Here is a 16887-nt window from a genome sequence, read left to right on the forward strand (position 1 = left end):
ATTTTTCCGGTTAAGTGGGTACACCTATCGAATATCAAAAAATCAACAATAACAGAGCCAAAAAGTAAAAATGACTAATAGTGATTTAGGAATGAAGAAAAAACGAGTATAGCATCCACGCTATACTCGTTTTATTTAGCCTAGCCTCTTAAAACAGCTCCAGATTTTTCCTTCACTGCCGTTAATACTTTTTCGTGAACCTTTGTTACTTCTTCATCTGTTAGTGTTTTTTCTGGATCGAAATATTTTAGTGAGAAGGCAATTGATTTTTTACCTGGCTCCATATGCTCACCTTCGTATAGGTCAAACACATGAACATCCTTCAATAGCTTTCCACCAGCTTCAACGATAATGCTTTCTATTTCACCCGCTACTTTTTCCTTTTCAACAACAAGCGCGATATCTCTTGTGATTGATGGGAAACGAGGGATGGATTCATATTGTAATGGTGCAACTTCCTCTGCAAATACAGTTTCTAGGCTTAATTCAAATACATACGTTTCTTTCAAATCAAGCTCTTTTTGAACCGTAGGATGTACTTGACCAATGAACCCGATTTTTTGTCCTGCTAAAAATAATTCAGCTGTTCTTCCTGGGTGCATGCCCTCTACAACTGCTTGGAGATATTCAACCTTTTGCTCAAGTCCTAGCTTCGCAAATAAGCCTTCTAAAATTCCTTTTAGGACAAAGAAGTCTACTTCCTTCTTTTCTCCCTGCCATTGATGCTGCTCACGTAAACCAGTAATCGCACCAGCTAAGTGCTCGCGCTCATCCGGAAGGGCATCTGTTCCATTTGATAAGAAAACAGGACCTGTTTCATATACTGCCACACTGTCATTTTGACGAGCAACATTATATTTTACAACCTCCAACAACTGAGGAATGATACTTAAACGAAGCTGACTACGATCTTCACTCATTGGCATAGCAAGCTTAATTGGCTCACGTGTTTCAAGCGCATATTGAGTTGCTTTCGCTTCACTTGTTAAGGAATAAGTAACAGCTTGGTACAGTCCTGCTCCCTCTAAATAATGACGAACCGTACGTCTTTTTTGTTGATAAGTTGTTAAATAACCTGGTGTTGAAGAACCCATTGGCAATGTTGATGGAATATTATCATAGCCGTACAAACGAGCCACTTCTTCAATTAAATCCTCTTCAATTGTGATATCACCACGGCGAGTTGGCACTGTTACTGTGATCGTTTCATTATCGACAGTTGTTTCAAATTGAAGGCGTGTAAAAATGCCTGCAACCTCTTCAATAGAAATATCTGTTCCAAGAACTCGATTAATTTTTTCTAAAGTGATAGAGATAACAACTGGTTCTACATTAAGTGTATCAACTACTGCTTCACCATCTAGTACCTCTCCACCAGCGTATAGTGCTAACAGCTCAACTGCTCTTTCTGCTGCTGCACGAACACGATTTGGGTCTACGCCCTTTTCGAAGCGAGAGCTTGCTTCACTTCTTAAACCATGATCCTTTGATGCTTTTCTAACTGTTGGACCAGCGAAATAAGCTGATTCAAGTAATACTGTTGTTGTATCTGCCTTCACTTCTGAATTAGCTCCACCCATTACCCCAGCAAGAGCAACTGGTTCACTACCGTTAGTGATGACAAGGTGGTCTGCTGTTAACGTTCTTTCAGCATCATCAAGGGTAACAATTTTCTCCCCATCTTTCGCACGACGCACTAAGATTTCTTTTGAACCAAGACGATCGTAATCGAATGCATGAAGTGGTTGACCATACTCAAGAAGAATATAGTTGGTAATGTCGACAACATTGTTGTGCGGACGAATGCCAGCTGCCATTAATCTTCCTTGCATCCATAATGGAGATGGAGCAACAGTAACGTTTTTGATTACTTTCGCAACGTATAATGGATTATCTTCCTTAGCTTCTACCTTGATTTGAACATAATCTGTAGCCTTTTCAGAAATTGTCCTTACCGCTGGATTAGGAAGCTTCACTTCTCTGTTTAAAATAGCTCCTACTTCATAAGCTACTCCCAGCATGCTTAGACAGTCTCCACGATTTGCTGTTAAACCAAGCTCTAGAATTTGATCATCACGCTGTAATTTTTCAAGCGCATCTTCTCCAACTGTTACGTCATTCGGAAAAACAAAAATTCCTTCGGAGAATTCTTTCGCGATCAATTTCCCTTCAATGCCTAATTCAGAAAGGGAACAGATCATTCCGTTTGATTCTTCTCCACGAAGCTTTGCTTTCTTGATTTTGAAGTTTCCAGGAAGAACTGCTCCTACTGTAGCAACTGCAACCTTCTGCCCCTTATCAACATTTGGAGCACCACAAATAATTTGAACTGGGTTCTCTTCCCCAATATCAACTAAACATTTATTTAATTTATCAGCATTCGGATGTTGTTCACGTTCAAGGACATGGCCTATAACGACACCTTTAAGTCCTTCATTCAACACTTCTACACCTTCAACTTCAATTCCGCTGCGTGTAATTTTTTCTGCTAGTTCATCAGGTGTAATGCCTGATAAATCTACATATTCTTGTAGCCATTTATAAGAAACGAACATGTCTATATCCTCCTTTATTCCTTCACCTGAAATTGCTTTAAGAAACGAACATCATTTGTATAGAAATGGCGGATATCATCAATTCCGTATTTCAACATCGCAATACGTTCAACACCCATACCAAATGCAAATCCAGAGTATTTCTTCGAATCAAAGCCAGACATCTCAAGAACATTCGGATGAACCATTCCTGAACCTAATACTTCAATCCAGCCTGTTTGCTTACAGATATTACATCCGTGTCCGCCACACTTAAAGCATGAAACGTCAACCTCTACGGAAGGCTCAGTGAATGGGAAAAAGCTTGGACGCAAACGGATTTCTCTGTCTTCGCCAAATAATTTCTTCGCAAATAATTCAAGCGTACCTTTTAAGTCACTCATGCGAATGTTTTCAGCTACGACTAGACCTTCAATTTGCATGAATTGGTGAGAGTGAGTAGCGTCGTCACTATCACGTCTGTAAACTTTACCAGGGCAAATAATCTTTACTGGACCTTTTCCATCATGCTTCTCCATAGTTCTTGCTTGAACTGGTGATGTTTGTGTACGAAGCAATACCTCGTCTGTAATATAGAAAGAATCTTGCGCATCACGAGCCGGGTGACTCTTTGGTAGGTTCAATGCTTCAAAGTTGTAATAGTCTTGTTCAACTTCTGGACCTTCTGCAACTGTATAGCCCATCCCGATAAACAAGTCTTCAATTTCTTCCACAATACGAGTTAATGGATGATGATTTCCTGTTTGAATAGGTCTTCCAGGAAGCGTCACATCAATTGTTTCTGAAGCAAGCTGTGCTTCTACTGCCGCTGCCTCTAATCCTTGTTGCTTTTCTTCAATGTTCGCTGAGATGATATCTCTTACTTCATTCGCAAGAGCACCCATTTTTGGACGTTCTTCTGCTGAAAGCTTACCCATTCCTTTTAATACTTCAGTAATCGGGCCTTTCTTTCCTAAGTAAGAAACACGAATTTCATTTAATGCTTTTAAGTCTGTTGCTTTTTGAATTGCTTCTAAAGCTTCCTGTTGAAGCTCTTTTAGTCTTTCTTGCATCGTAAATCCTCCTTTATATTCATTAGGTAATTAAGTTTCGCAAATAAAGATGAGCGTTTCCCAAACAATACAAAAAAACCTCTATCCCCTATGGAAAGGGACGAGGTTTATCATTCGCGGTACCACCCTAATTAGCCATATAAATATGGCTCACTTCATTCGGATAACGGTTTTTTAAACCGATGCATCTTTACATCGAAAATTCATACTGAATTTTCTCCGGTCCCGATGCCAACTCTGGAGGTGAACTTCACTTACTTTTTCTATAAAAATGCTTTCAGTCTAAGGCATTTTCTCCCTAAATAGATCTGGTAAGATACTTTTCTCCGTCAATGTTTTTTATTATATGTAAAAATAATATCGCTGTTAATTATAGTACATACAAGCTAAGGATTCAACCTTTCAAATAATATAAAAGAATCCCTGCTGCAACAGCCACATTTAACGACTCACTTTTCCCATAGATCGGAATATACAAATTCCGTGAAGTCATTGCTAGTAAATTCGTATTCACACCGTTTCCTTCATTTCCAACAAGTAAAGCAAAAGAGCCTGCTGCTTTCGTTTCCGTATATATATGTCCATTTTCTAAAGAAGTTCCAAAAACCTCAATATTCCGGTCCTTTAACTTCTCTATCCATTCCGTTAGGTTTCCTCTCACTACTGGAAGATGAAAATGACTTCCCTGAGCAGAGCGGATTACCTTCGGATTATAAGTATCGACACTTCCATTTCCGACAATAACAGCATCGATACCAGCCGCATCGGCTGTACGGATCATCGTTCCTAGGTTTCCTGGATCTTGGACTGCATCAATGAGTAAAAATTGTTTTCCCTCAGGTTGTGCATCTTTTTTTGGCGCCTCACAAACCGCCAGAACGCCTTGAGGTGTTTCTGTATCGCTTAGTTCACGAAAGATATCTGCAGATACCGTCGTAATCGAAGTTGAACCGTAATCCATTCGTTGTGGAATTTCGATTCCTTCGCTAATAATGATTTCAAGTATCACATTAGCTTTGAGCGCCTCTTCTACAAGATGAAATCCTTCTACTAAAAAGGTTCCTGTCTTATCTCGTTCCTTTTTTGTTAAAAGTTTTTTCCACTGTTTAAATTGTGGATTTTGAGCGGATTGAATATATTTCAAAGCGATTGTATCTCCTTTTACCTTAGACTGTTCAGTTTCCTCATTATAGCGCACATATGTGAATCTTCAAAGGTTCTTGCCATTATCATACATATTCTTTGTAAAAGAAGAAACCATAACTAAAGAAGTACATTAAAATGAGGGAGTGTGTACATATGAACTTAAATTTGCGTAATGCAATCATTCACAATGTTTCAGGAAATTCACAGGATGAATTAAGAGATACAATCGTTGACGCGATTCAAAACGGTGAAGAAAAAATGCTTCCTGGCCTTGGAGTTCTTTTTGAAATCATTTGGAACAATGCCTCCGAGGAAGAACGAAAAGAAATGCTTGAAACCCTAGAAACGGGATTGAAATAATATTATCGGTGGGAATTTTCCCACCGATTTTACTTATATTCGATAATTTGAGAGAAATTCGAGAAATTCCTTTTGTTGAGAGTGCTTGTACTTCATGATGGCATATGTATTGGCCTCTGGTAAGTTGAAAGAGTGGTCATGTACCTCTAACAATCTTCCTTCCAACAATTCTCTCCTTACTGTGGATTCTGGCAAAAACGATACTCCTAATCCCTCAACAATGAATCTTTTTGTGATATGAGTCTGTGATACCTTCATCATTTTTATTTTTGGATATTTGTTTTTAATCGTCGTACACAATTCGTCCCAATAACCAGGGTGGTTATGAGTGAATAAATAATAATGAGAAAAAAGCTCTTCCTCGTCTAATGGAGGTGCCATTTCAGCATCCCTCCCATCATGAGGAGCAATAAACAAAATCCGATCTTTATATAATAGTTCAGAGGCTAATTTTGAATGCTGACTATTTAGGCATGAAAGCCCTAAATCTACATCCTCTTTTAGTACAGCTTCCTCAATATCAATGGAGTCAAGCACCTTAATGGAGATTTCCACTTCAGGATGTTTATCCGTATAGCTTTTAATAACGAATGGTAAAATTGTGTCTGCTATTAAGGGAGAAATCCCAAGTGAAAGTTTTGTACTATATCCTTGACTAAAAGAGTTCAAATCTTCTAATCCAGTCCTATATAACTCTAGTAATTTTTCTGCATGATCATAGTATCTCCGTCCCGCTTCCGTTAGCTTAATCTTTTTCCCTTCTCGCTGAAACAATTGCACTCCTAAACTTTGTTCTAACAGTTTTATATGAACGGTTACCGACGGCTGAGAAATGTAGAGTAGTTCTGCTGCTCTGCGAAAATTTTCACATTGAGCCGCCATGACGAACGTATTTAACCATTGAAAATCCATTTGTCCCCTCCTTATTAAATATCTTAATCATTTCGTTTGAAATTATTTAATTTTCTTAATAATGATTATTTTATAAAATAATATAAAAGAGGGAAAGGGGAAATTTATTATGGAGCATAAAGGACTAAAAGGAATTGTTGCTGCTGAAACAAGAATCTCTCATATTGATGGGGAAAATGGGCATCTCATTTATCGTGGTTATGATGCAAAGGAAATTGCAGGGAATTATACTTTTGAAGAAGTTGCTTATTTACTTTGGTACGGGCATATGCCGAATAAGGAAGAACTTTTGTGGTTGAAGGAAGAGCTTAGAAAAAATCGAGTTTTATCGGAAGAAATGAAAACGATTATTACCTTATTACCAAGTTCGATGGATTTAATGAGTGTGCTCCGAACTGCGATTTCAGCTGAAAGTGGATACGGGGAATATCATTTTCCACCGACGATCTCTCAAGCTATAAAATTGACCGCCATAATCCCCACCATCATTGCATTTCGCAAAAGAACATTAGAAGGCGTGGCAGATGTTTCTCCTCGATCTGATCTATCTCATGTAGAGAATTATTTATATATGCTAACAGGAGAAGTCCCCCAGTTTGCACATGCGCAAGCCTTGGAAACTTATCTGATCTTAACATTAGAACACGGCATGAATGCCTCAACCTTTTCAGCCCGTGTGACAGCATCAACTGAATCTGACATCGTTTCAGCTGTTACTTCGGCAATCGGAACCATGAAAGGCCCACTTCACGGTGGTGCTCCATCAGGAGTCATCGAATTATTAGATGAAATTTCTCTTGCTAATAATGCTGAAAAAGTCATTAGAGAAAAGCTGGACAGAGGAGAAAAATTAATGGGATTTGGTCACCGAGTTTATAAGACTCACGACCCACGTGCTATTGCTCTAAAGGCTAAGTTAAAAGAGTTAGGGGGCCAAGATGATTGGTTGGATTTAGCGATGAATGTAGAGAACATCGCCATTACCTTGTTAGAAGAATTTAAATCAGGTCGCTCCCTTTACACAAATGTAGAATTTTACGCGGCTGCGATTATGAAAGCATTGAATTTGAATCCTGAACTTTTTACACCGACATTTACAGCTAGCCGTATCATTGGATGGACTGCGCATGTACTGGAACAGGCAGATGGAAATACCATTTATCGACCAGAATCTAACTATATCGGAGAGATTCATTAAAGTTCTCCTCATTGAAAAACTCTTAGATATGACTATGTATCTAAGAGTTTTCTTATTATTAAAGCTTCACATTAATGAACATATGAATTATTGTAAAAGCCCAAATGCTTTAAGTATTTTATATCTATCTACAGTAAGGATACCTTTCCATTGTCTTCGTGCAATTGCAAATTCTTCTGGATAGCTTCCCCAATCCCATGAAATATCCCAAGTTCCCTCTTCAGATAAACTCTCAACATAAAAGTTCAAGTTCTGTTCCATTAAATCACCAAATTCTCTAGAAAGAGAATGGTTCGGATTTTTAATAAAATCCAATGGTAGTGGTTTGTAACCAGTGGACCACACAGACACATCCCTCTCAACACAGAGCTTGATGAGTTCTGCAATTTTATTTGAAATATCCATCAACGAAAATGGTACTTTACTATTAAACGCAGATTCATGTAAAGTCATTACTTTAAGCAACTGTTGATAATTGTTTAGTTCATGTTTATCCATTTCAGATACATTCATTAGTCGATTGATGGCATTTTCTATAGACGCCCACCCTATTTTAGAAGCTTCGCTATTTTCTGTAGACCAATGCACAAGAAATCCAGCTAGCTCTGCACCAGGATTAAACATCCAATTTTCCTGCACAGCCTCTGTCCAATGCCACCATGGTGCATGTGGAAATTGATTATTTTCAGGTAACGAGGATGGCCACATGCCTGTTTCAGGTTGATTAGTATTGACCAGATATGAAATCATGGACTTAACTACTTCGTCCTCTTTGTCTGCATGTATTTCCATTAAAATTTGTCCTGCTGCCCATGTAGCCATCGGTGATGAATATGGCGACCAAAAATCTGGTTCAATTCCATGGCCAAAGCCCCCATCCTCGTTTTGAAAAGCAGATAAATATTCAATGACTTTTTCTTTTGAACCTCCTTCGAAATGATATTCCCATCTTGCTACCTCTAGTGGACGAGCATTCCGTTTGAGCCACAAACTTGACTTTTCGAATACCTCTTTTGATATTTTCATTTTTAAAAATTGCCTCCATAAATTTTTTAATTCTCGAATATTCACCTATTCGATATAAATGTTTGTTTATCCTTACATGAAGTCTATCGAAGTATACGAAAATGTTATTGCGCTAATATAGTATTTATTGAATCTTTTTTTGCTTAATTATTCCTAATACAATCGGGATGAACGCACTTAATAATGCGATCGGTAGAAACCATCCTCCAAACCCGTTTCCCCAATCTAAGGCAATCGAAACTGTTTCAAAAATAATGAAAGAAAAGATAATTAAACAAATATTTTTTAATTGATTCACTAGTTTTCGGCTTAACAAGTAGAACTCTTTAGCATTCTCTTTATTGAACCGCTGTGGGTAATTATGTGATTCAGGGAATTTTTCAAACAATTGCATTAAAAGAGCCAAAAATGCGCCTATCATCGGCAATATAAGAAAGTTCCATTTTCGAACCCCAACGATCAACCTCACCCAAAGCGTTATAATGAGCTGGAACTTCATCAGGAAGCGCGCTCCAATTGTAGATTAAAAAGAGTAACGAGCCTAAATAGATTGAATACCCTATAATATCCCAGACCCACTCACTCTTCGTTTTCAACATCTTAATTTTAGGTCTTTTCAAAGAATTTGACATCCAATCACCTCCTTACTAAAAGCTCGTCAAAATATAGTTTTCGGTTTTGCTTACATCATCAAATACCGTTTTCCAAATATGATTGATAACTATAACAGCTGACCCGTTTCATTAGTTTAATAACTTCAACAAAAATAAGCGATAATCCTTCATGGACTTTCGCTACCTTTAAGTACAATCACTCACATATGTACCTTCTATTGATACCACTTAGGTTTTAATCTACTGAAGTAATCATGATCTTCTAAATACATGTAGACTTTTTCTAACATCTCATCTATGTTGTTTGGAACTGTTTTTAGAGTCCATACAACTGTAGAAAAAACGCACATTGCTAGGTAAAGTGAATACAACCTCCAAAAATCTTCATCAGGTTCTCTATTATTAAAATAGCCTCTAATTTGTCCTATTGAAAAAGGAATGCTTACTGCTCGGCTAAAAATTCCTATCTTTAAAAATTCATGAATTGGATCTCCCCAATCATACCTATTAAAGTCTATAACTCCAGCAAATTTTTTATCATTCACAATAATGTTTCCAAGGCAAAAATCATCATGTTGAAAAAGGTTCGGACGCGATTTCATGTATTGAATATTCTCATCAATGAAATCTATTATCTTATCGTCATTCTTCACCTTTACCTCACATGCTAAGTAAGCATCTATATAATTCTTATGCTTTTCAACTTTCCTTGAATACCACGAAGATATATGGGCTGGAGCAGACATTTGATGCATTTTTCTTAGTTCTTTTCCCGCCTCAATGCCAATATTATATTGTTCTTGGGCTGAGTATTTTGAGATTTCATCCTCAGCATCCTTACCCTCTATGTATGATGTGATCATGTACCCACGATTTCCTATCTCACCAATTGAAATCGGCTGTGAACAAGTAACATGATATTCCTGCATCCTTCCCATAATGGCGAATTCTGTCTTCTTTAATTCCATTTCTTCTAAATTAAACATCCGAAGTAGTAGCTTAGTATTACCATCTTGCATATGTATTAGAAATTTTTCATCTGAGGAAAACCCTTTATTGATTTCAATAACTTCTTTGAAGTTACTTATTAAAGGAATCTGTTTTATTAGTGTTGTAATCACACCCTCACCTCCTTTATGACTTTGAAATCAGTCAATCATCTCGAACTTGTGTTCTTCTATAAAAACTACGTTACCTTCTTGGACTATAGGAACACGTTTGATTAAGTACAATTCTCACACGTTATTTCTTTAATACATTTGTAATCTGATGAATCGGTCTTCCTACAATGAAGAAAATAACAATAGCCATAGAAGTAAAGATGACTACTAATTCCGTAAATGACTTGCTTTCTAGATCAATATTTAATACAGCTTTTGACCACAATGGGCTTGTGATTCCTAAAATAATAATGAAAACTACAGCACAAATTCTCAAAGTTAAACCATAATCATTTTTCATATTACTCACCTCTTTTATCCTGATAGTTATGAGTCCACGTATTGAAAAAATCCTTACTCCTACTAGAAGAAGTAGTCTATTACTTGCAAGCTCAGAAAACATTGTTCTTTAGAATTCAGATGGCCTTTAGCCCACTCAATTAAAATGTTAATATACGCAGCATGACTATTAACCACTCCTCAAATTCAACACTTTAGGGTAATAATTTCAACAATAATAGCAGCACTTCCTGCAAAGAAATAGAAAAATCTGAGCCTGTTTCTTTAGCTAAACTTGATTGTTATACATTAACTTGTAAAGAAGAAATTGTTGATCCCTCCTTTCATTAACGCTCCTCTTGACTAGCACCTTCTCATTTTTACTCCAAAAAGTAATAAAAATTAAATTCAAAAGTAATTTTATGTTGCGATTCAACGTAATTTATTTTACTATATAAAGTAAAGGAGGGAAGTTATGGAAAAAACAGATGACTTAAGATTAAATGTAAGTTTATTACGCAGGAAAGTACCAAATCTAACAAGCGCAGCTCGGCAAGTCGGGTTGCGACCAGCCACCGTTTCTAACCTTTGCACAGGAAAAATACCTGTTGGCAGAGCTGAGGTTAGAACTTTAGTTGCACTTGCTTCCTTAGCCGATTGTAGTTTGGATGAATTAATTATTAGAGGGGAGAAAATGGAAATGATAGAAACTAAAATTAAAACTTTAGATTTATTTGCTCCTATCGCAAAAGGAGGTACTGTCGGTCTGGTTGCACGCCCTGGAATGGGGCAACTCGTTGTATTAGCAGAATTACTCTATCGCTTTAAGAATGAACCCTACAAAACAATTCTTTTAATGCCTCAAGGTGATCACCAAGGTTTAAATGATCTCGTTGAAAATGTAGAAATCATTACAAACACAATTGAAGAAACTTATGAGCGTATAGCGAATATTGGTGGAGACAACGATATTATATTCGTTGCAGACAGAACCCATGTGATAACAGGTGGCATTCAACAATTGCAGGAAAATCTTCAAGGTATTGGAATTCACTCTGTTACAACTTTCCTCGTGGATTTGACAGGTGAAGTTGTCGATGAAGATTTACCTTTCGGACCACTTGAAACCTTATGGCAATTCGATGCAGATCTTGTTGCAAGACACCGCTATCCAGCTGTTAATCCTCTAAGTTCTACATCATCTGTACTCGAAGGAGCACATTTAGATCAAGAACACTTCACAATTCAACAAAAAGCCCAAAAACTTCTTCGCCGCTATCGGGAACTCCGAGCATTAGTGAATGTTAGTGGGATTGAAAGAATTCCGACTTCTGAGTTACAAACCTATCAAAGAGGTGAGAGACTTGAAGCATATTTAACTCAGTCTTTTTATGTTGCCGAGCCTTTTACAAAAAAGTTGGGCCAATCTGTAAGCCTTCAAGATACTTTAAATGATGTTAAAGAAATTTTGAACGGAACCGTAGATTCTAAAGATGTAGCTGAACTAGAGTTCATTGGGAGCATTCAATTGGGAGAGGGTTAACATATGCATAAGCTTCTGTTTGAGCTTAATCTAGGGTTTGACTTAGTTTCGCATTCCTAATATAGACAGGACCGATTAAGAATTGCCCAAATTGTTTAGGCATCAACATCATTGAATCTTTTTCTAGGTTCCTCTAATGAACATGGGTTTAATCGGTAGATTTTGGACATCAGTACCTTGGTCGTAGACTTACGAATTACTCAAATAGTAAATACTTCAAAAGGAGTTCATGCATTTCTTCCCTTTGGCGTACTAAGATAGGAATGAGAAAGCGCTTCTTTTTAGAAGGGGCGCTTTCATCTATTCTGCCTCATTTGTTCAAAAAAAAATTTAAACCTTCTTAGATTATGCCGCTCCTTTAGATTAATTAGAAATTCCCTAGATCCCAGAAAAATTCTTTACCAAGATCCATACATCGCTCTTAACTCAGAAAGATTTTTTCCTAACCAAGTCATCTCATTTTGGAATTGTACTACTTGGTATCTATCCAGACTGAGGTTAGGGTTTATCCACCAAGTACTTTCTAAATACCACAATGCATAAAGAGATCGAGCAAACACCCCTTTTTCTAGTTTTCTTATTGTTCTATACCCGTCCAAAAAAGCCTTGGCACTATTTGAATTAAAAGTACTTCCATTAAATGCCCCTGACATTATTGCTCTTGCAATATCTAATTCAGGATAATCAAAAGCAAATCGATCGAAATCAAGAATTGAAGATAATTGATCACCAGTAAATAGAATATTATCAACCCATAAATCACGGTGTGCCCAACCTGTTTCACAGGAGCTGATCAGTTCTAAACTAAAATGTTTAGTTGCTTTGATTTGGATTTCTAACAACTCTACAAACATATCGTTTTCATCAATTGTTTTATAAAACGATTTCCAATAGTCTAAGCGTTGTTCAACACTCGGAGGAATGAATTTTGGATTTCTATCATTTTTGTTTGTCCCGTCGTTGGCAACATTGTGCATATGACCAGTCATTTGACCTAGACTATACATCTGTTTCACATTTAAAGTGCCAGGAAGAAGATTTTTCCCATCTACGTGCTCCATAACGTTGAACTACCCCTACCTAAAATCCAAATGGATTTTTGAGGAAGGGGATTCCTAAAAAGGCTACTAAAGAATTTAGTAGACCATCACCCGTTCAACTAGGCAATGGGTTTTCTACTTTTCACCTTTGACAAACCTTTTACCTCCAAGTCTGAAAGAGCCCCTTGAGGAAAGAGTTGATTCAGCGAGTCAATCTTGTCGCAGGCAAAAAGTTCTATCCGATAGAACGCGTGTTTACGAACATCGGATAGGCATAATGAAACCCACTTCCACTGCGCCCAGTGATGTAGACCTGCTATCTTCTCCGGTAACAGGGAATGCAACACTGGTGGAAGTGTTTCTTTGAATCCCATTGCACGTCGTGCAATCACATAAGAAGCGGCTTGGTGAATCGAGATTCCCAAACGCTTCATGTATTTAATTTTGCCAATTTGGGAGGTATAAGTGGGATTCACATCAAACACGGCTACCCCCATTTTCTCTGCCCGATTTTTAATGGCAGAAATCATTTTATTGTACGCAAATTGACTCATCGCTTTATTGGCTTTTCTATTGCCGTATGGATGAGATATTTTGGATTGGGTGGTATTTAATTTTTCCAAAGCAATTGGTTTATTTAACTTCATCGCTAAATCAGCAATAACGACTGCTTTGTTTTCAATCACTTTTGTAATTTGTTCAGACGTTTTCGTTTCCAAATTGAAAGAAAACACACCTGATTTTATCAGTTGACCTTTTGCATTGATATTGGACCAGGCGATATGGTCTACATTTAAATCCAGACCTAATAAGCCGTCTGCACGACTATGATTTTTATGAGGTTTCTCTGGCACATCGACTATGCATTTGAAAATATAATAGTCCCCATGGTCTTCCACAGACCATGCAATGGGTTTGCCGTATTTCTTTTTGTTTTTGCAGCTGATCTGTGTTTCAATTGCGTGGTCAACCTGTTCTTGACCATATGGAAATACAAGGTTTTCAATCTTTATCTTAGTCCCATCCGGGGTTGTGAAATGAAGTTCTCGCGTCTCTGGAATATAACAAAACACGAAATTGCCGACTTTGGCATCTTTTCGTCCACTAATCGTCATTTGATGATAGCGAGCTTGTTCCCAATCTTTTCGCCATTGTTGATGATCGTTTTGATAGTTTTCTATTGTGTGTTGAGCCTTGAATAATTTTTTCGTGCCAAAGACTACACTTTTAGTGTTATGTTTTAAGCTTTCGAGCTCCTTTTGCAATCTATCTAATCTGAATTTCAATCGACCTAATTTATTTCTAAAATGAGCGATTTGAACATCTAAATAGTCATGTTCAAATTGATATGCGTGATAGTAAATGTCTGTTTTCTCATAGAATTTCACCACAAAAAAATGGCCAAATTGTTGTTCTCTGGAGGTTTGATTGAATTTTGGATTTCCGTTTACAAAAGATTGTTTGATTTTTAAAAGAGTCGTTAAATGGCGTTTGGTTGATTTTATTTTCTTTTTAACCGAAGTGATTTGAACTTCTTTATTTTCGATATACATTTTTTGAAGTTCCTTTTGCGATTTGATCAAGGCGTTTGCTTCTTGAACAGCACTACCTGCATAATGATCATTCAATTGAAACCGTTCCTTTACAGCAAGGTGCAAAGATTTTTTCCTTCTCGATTCACTAGACCGTTTTTCTAACACTTGTATTTGGAATGAGAATTGTTTGGCACGGCTAAACAAAAGATGGGCATGAGAAATAGAATTCGTACATTTTTCAGGTAACGTATTTTTGTATACACGAGTAGAAAAATAAGTTTTCCTCATTTCTCAACCACCTCCAAAAGGAACATTTGTTCTTACTTTTATTTTACCAAAAATTCAAAACCTTGTCCCTTTGTTTTTATTTAATTTTGAAAATAGACACAAAAAGCGATTCATCTCCTCCCTACGTCGTTGAGGAAGGAGTCTTCTCGCTAGTGTTGATAATCTCTCTTGAATTATCGCCTCTTTAGTTTAATGGCCCTCGTTTACTAAGATATAATAGATCAAATCTAAGCCAATTCCACTAATGAACATTCTCTCTTTCTTATTGCCTAATAATTGCTGGGACCAATCAACAATACCTCCATCCCCGATATTAATTTCCCGCCCATTTAATTTAGCAGTAATTGTGAACTGTAGGCCTTGATAGTACAGATTATCCCTTTCTATTGAATTTTTAACTAAACTAACTTCTGGTAATTGTTTATTCATGTAATCACTCAGTCTTTGAATTAAGCCTTTGCTATCAGCATATCCCCTGGAAGCGTTTAGACTTACTGTAATATCAGTATTAAATACTGTCTTGAAGATATCTCGATATACCCTGATATGTTCGAAAAGAGCCTGTTGTTCAAAAGAATAGGATCCCTTATCTTTTCCTGACGTAACCATACAGAAAATATTAAAATGAGGAACAAGGCCTTGTTGTTCAAACTTTTGAGCACGTACATGTCTATGTGACGTACTAAATCTTATGAAATCCGAATCGTTCTTCAACTTCCCTTTTTTCAGTAAATCACATACATGTAGGGCTAAAACATTGGTGGCATCAGATACTACTTCAGTTCCTCTTAACGCCGATATTACTTTATTTTGATTAGCTGTCGCTATTACCGAACAAGAGCCTAGTGGAGAAACAGGCGATATTTGTATAGGCGTGTACAAAGAACTTTTGCTAATCTTCAATAGTTCTACCTCTAATTGTTTCATCCAGATAGGATCAATTTCAGAAGGCTGAACAAATCGGTTCATGGAATATTTTTTTAGCAAATCAACTGCTGTAATATCATTCGTCTTTTGTCTAAACACTTCAAGTAAGAGAGTATTTAAGTCAGAAAGAGGAATTTCCTTACATAATATGTTCATCAAATCTTCTACACCAATTTTATCTAAAACTCTTTGTATTGCTTTCATGTCTTTTGATTCCATATTCGCCCTCCTAATTAACAAGCCTTTCTACGGCTCTTTAGTCAACACATCCCTAAATCGAAATACTATTGGGATCTGTAACATTTGATCAAACAAAAAAGCTCCCACCCCCAAGATTATTCATCTTGAGGACGAGAGCTATCTGCTTCGTGGTACCACCTCAGTTTGTCGATATGTTACCATATCAACCTCTTCGGGTACGGAAAATCAATATGCATATACCCTATCCCTTTAACGTGAGATCCCGTCACAGTATCACTAAGACTCCCATCCTAGATCCGTGCAAAGCTCCAAGCCTTTTTTCATTAAGATCATTACTACTCCTTTTCACCAAACAGGAGCTCTCTGGAAATAATTAATCTAAATTACTCTTCTCTTCATCGCATTTTTAATTTAGTTGATTAGGAGTATTTTAGGTGATATAAATGATTTGGTCAATAGCGAAAATTCACTATTGTCTGATTAAGAGCGTTTCTTCACATGTGATTTAAATTTATGCTAATATCACTGATCATCATTAAGTTGGCAAAAAAATAGTGTGCTAAACATTTTGTTATTTAGCACACTATCTCTACAAATTTGCATTCCTTGTTATTCGAACGTAATCTTATTCACTGCATCCTGATCTAGTCGCTTAATTACTTCAACCAGTAATTTCACTGCATTTTCATAGTCATCACGATGAAGCATTGCAGCATGAGAATGAATATAACGTGTTGCGATTCCGATTGCTAATGAAGGAACACCATGGTTTGAAAGGTGAATCGAACCTGCATCTGTTCCACCACCAGCTACTGTATCAAACTGATAAGGAATATTTAATTCATCTGCAACACCAGTTACGAAATCGCGAAGTCCTTTATGAGATACCATCGAAGCATCATATAGTAAAATTTGAGGACCTTTCCCCATTGAACTATACCCCGGATATCGGACACTGATAAAAAAGTGCCCCCTATCCGGGGTTTTTGTGTTTCAATAGATTTAATGAATATGGGCGGAGGATTATTATGAGTAAGAATATATATAATGA

Annotated in this window: 13 protein-coding genes, 2 pseudogenes and 2 other annotated features; of the genes and pseudogenes, 3 read left to right on the forward strand and 12 right to left on the reverse strand. The window is 36.9% G+C overall.

The genetic code is table 11. The features are described from left to right. Positions 1 to 140: 140 nt before the first annotated feature. The 3 genes from pheT to FAR12_RS19555 all read right to left on the reverse strand — a co-directional run bounded on the left by pheT (position 141) and on the right by FAR12_RS19555 (position 4751). Positions 141 to 2555: a phenylalanine--tRNA ligase subunit beta gene (pheT, locus tag FAR12_RS19545; RefSeq protein ID WP_126410460.1), complete on the reverse strand. Its 2415-nt coding sequence runs from the start codon at positions 2553 to 2555 to the stop codon at positions 141 to 143. Positions 2556 to 2569: 14 nt separating this feature from the next. Next, the gene (gene pheS, locus FAR12_RS19550) at positions 2570 to 3607 is read right to left on the reverse strand and encodes a phenylalanine--tRNA ligase subunit alpha (protein WP_126410461.1); all 1038 of its coding nucleotides are present in this window, start codon (positions 3605 to 3607) and stop codon (positions 2570 to 2572) included. 93 nt (positions 3608 to 3700) lie between these two features. Continuing rightward, positions 3701 to 3949, reverse strand: a binding site (T-box leader). A gap of 52 nt (positions 3950 to 4001) precedes the next feature. Beyond that, positions 4002 to 4751: a TrmH family RNA methyltransferase gene (locus FAR12_RS19555; protein ID WP_126410462.1), complete on the reverse strand. Its 750-nt coding sequence runs from the start codon at positions 4749 to 4751 to the stop codon at positions 4002 to 4004. Between the two features lie 155 nt (positions 4752 to 4906). Between FAR12_RS19555 and sspI the strand changes: the two genes are divergently transcribed. After that, on the forward strand, positions 4907 to 5113 hold the full coding sequence (gene sspI / locus FAR12_RS19560) for a small acid-soluble spore protein SspI (RefSeq protein WP_126410463.1): 207 nt from the start codon (positions 4907 to 4909) through the stop codon (positions 5111 to 5113). Between the two features lie 33 nt (positions 5114 to 5146). Here sspI and FAR12_RS19565 read toward each other — a convergent pair whose 3' ends face one another. Beyond that, entirely contained in the window at positions 5147 to 6025 is an 879-nt protein-coding gene (locus FAR12_RS19565) for a LysR family transcriptional regulator (protein ID WP_126410464.1), read from the reverse strand. 109 nt (positions 6026 to 6134) lie between these two features. Between FAR12_RS19565 and FAR12_RS19570 the strand changes: the two genes are divergently transcribed. Next, on the forward strand, positions 6135 to 7223 hold the full coding sequence (locus FAR12_RS19570; protein WP_126410465.1) for a citrate synthase/methylcitrate synthase: 1089 nt from the start codon (positions 6135 to 6137) through the stop codon (positions 7221 to 7223). An 87-nt stretch (positions 7224 to 7310) separates the two neighbouring features. Here the strand turns inward: FAR12_RS19570 and FAR12_RS19575 are convergent, their stop codons facing one another. The 4 genes and pseudogenes from FAR12_RS19575 to FAR12_RS19590 all read right to left on the reverse strand — a co-directional run bounded on the left by FAR12_RS19575 (position 7311) and on the right by FAR12_RS19590 (position 10324). Beyond that, positions 7311 to 8249, reverse strand: a complete 939-nt coding sequence (locus FAR12_RS19575) for a prenyltransferase/squalene oxidase repeat-containing protein (RefSeq protein WP_126410466.1) — start codon at positions 8247 to 8249, stop codon at positions 7311 to 7313. 124 nt (positions 8250 to 8373) lie between these two features. Continuing rightward, positions 8374 to 8848 (reverse strand): annotated as a pseudogene (locus tag FAR12_RS19580) (DUF1648 domain-containing protein). 230 nt (positions 8849 to 9078) lie between these two features. Continuing rightward, positions 9079 to 9984 carry an aminoglycoside phosphotransferase family protein gene (locus FAR12_RS19585; RefSeq protein ID WP_126410467.1) on the reverse strand — a complete coding sequence of 302 codons (906 nt, stop codon included), beginning with the start codon at positions 9982 to 9984 and terminating at the stop codon, positions 9079 to 9081. A gap of 121 nt (positions 9985 to 10105) precedes the next feature. Further along, on the reverse strand, positions 10106 to 10324 hold the full coding sequence (locus FAR12_RS19590) for a hypothetical protein (protein WP_126410468.1): 219 nt from the start codon (positions 10322 to 10324) through the stop codon (positions 10106 to 10108). 453 nt (positions 10325 to 10777) lie between these two features. On the opposite strand from FAR12_RS19590, the gene FAR12_RS19595 reads away from it, so the two are divergent. Beyond that, a complete protein-coding gene (locus FAR12_RS19595) occupies positions 10778 to 11845 on the forward strand; it encodes an ATP synthase beta subunit C-terminal domain-containing protein (RefSeq protein ID WP_126410469.1) in 1068 nt (355 codons plus the stop codon). A 398-nt stretch (positions 11846 to 12243) separates the two neighbouring features. Here FAR12_RS19595 and FAR12_RS19605 read toward each other — a convergent pair whose 3' ends face one another. The 4 genes and pseudogenes from FAR12_RS19605 to FAR12_RS19620 form a co-directional block, all read right to left on the reverse strand. Then, positions 12244 to 12906 carry a phosphotransferase gene (locus FAR12_RS19605; RefSeq protein WP_126410470.1) on the reverse strand — a complete coding sequence of 221 codons (663 nt, stop codon included), beginning with the start codon at positions 12904 to 12906 and terminating at the stop codon, positions 12244 to 12246. A gap of 98 nt (positions 12907 to 13004) precedes the next feature. Continuing rightward, positions 13005 to 14708: an IS200/IS605 family accessory protein TnpB-related protein gene (locus FAR12_RS19610; RefSeq protein WP_126410471.1), complete on the reverse strand. Its 1704-nt coding sequence runs from the start codon at positions 14706 to 14708 to the stop codon at positions 13005 to 13007. Positions 14709 to 14897: 189 nt separating this feature from the next. Next, positions 14898 to 15854 carry a hypothetical protein gene (locus tag FAR12_RS19615; RefSeq protein ID WP_126410472.1) on the reverse strand — a complete coding sequence of 319 codons (957 nt, stop codon included), beginning with the start codon at positions 15852 to 15854 and terminating at the stop codon, positions 14898 to 14900. A 124-nt stretch (positions 15855 to 15978) separates the two neighbouring features. Beyond that, positions 15979 to 16244, reverse strand: a binding site (T-box leader). 201 nt (positions 16245 to 16445) lie between these two features. Beyond that, positions 16446 to 16772: pseudogene (locus FAR12_RS19620) on the reverse strand (peptidase M28); the annotation flags it as partial. Positions 16773 to 16887 lie beyond the last annotated feature (115 nt).

The sequence above is a fragment of the Bacillus yapensis genome, assembly GCF_005280205.1.
Lineage (GTDB): Bacteria > Bacillota > Bacilli > Bacillales > Cytobacillaceae > Robertmurraya > Robertmurraya yapensis.

What these genes read in the sequence shown, in the direction of transcription:
- FAR12_RS19575 (WP_126410466.1), bottom strand. Translation starts at nt 8,249, where the DNA reads ATGAAAATATCAAAAGAGGTATTCGAAAAGTCAAGTTTGTGGCTCAAA.
- FAR12_RS19610 (WP_126410471.1), bottom strand. Translation starts at nt 14,708, where the DNA reads ATGAGGAAAACTTATTTTTCTACTCGTGTATACAAAAATACGTTACCT.
- FAR12_RS19590 (WP_126410468.1), bottom strand. Translation starts at nt 10,324, where the DNA reads ATGAAAAATGATTATGGTTTAACTTTGAGAATTTGTGCTGTAGTTTTC.
- sspI (WP_126410463.1), top strand. Translation starts at nt 4,907, where the DNA reads ATGAACTTAAATTTGCGTAATGCAATCATTCACAATGTTTCAGGAAAT.
- FAR12_RS19605 (WP_126410470.1), bottom strand. Translation starts at nt 12,906, where the DNA reads ATGGAGCACGTAGATGGGAAAAATCTTCTTCCTGGCACTTTAAATGTG.
- pheT (WP_126410460.1), bottom strand. Translation starts at nt 2,555, where the DNA reads ATGTTCGTTTCTTATAAATGGCTACAAGAATATGTAGATTTATCAGGC.
- FAR12_RS19565 (WP_126410464.1), bottom strand. Translation starts at nt 6,025, where the DNA reads ATGGATTTTCAATGGTTAAATACGTTCGTCATGGCGGCTCAATGTGAA.
- FAR12_RS19570 (WP_126410465.1), top strand. Translation starts at nt 6,135, where the DNA reads ATGGAGCATAAAGGACTAAAAGGAATTGTTGCTGCTGAAACAAGAATC.
- FAR12_RS19595 (WP_126410469.1), top strand. Translation starts at nt 10,778, where the DNA reads ATGGAAAAAACAGATGACTTAAGATTAAATGTAAGTTTATTACGCAGG.
- FAR12_RS19615 (WP_126410472.1), bottom strand. Translation starts at nt 15,854, where the DNA reads ATGGAATCAAAAGACATGAAAGCAATACAAAGAGTTTTAGATAAAATT.
- pheS (WP_126410461.1), bottom strand. Translation starts at nt 3,607, where the DNA reads ATGCAAGAAAGACTAAAAGAGCTTCAACAGGAAGCTTTAGAAGCAATT.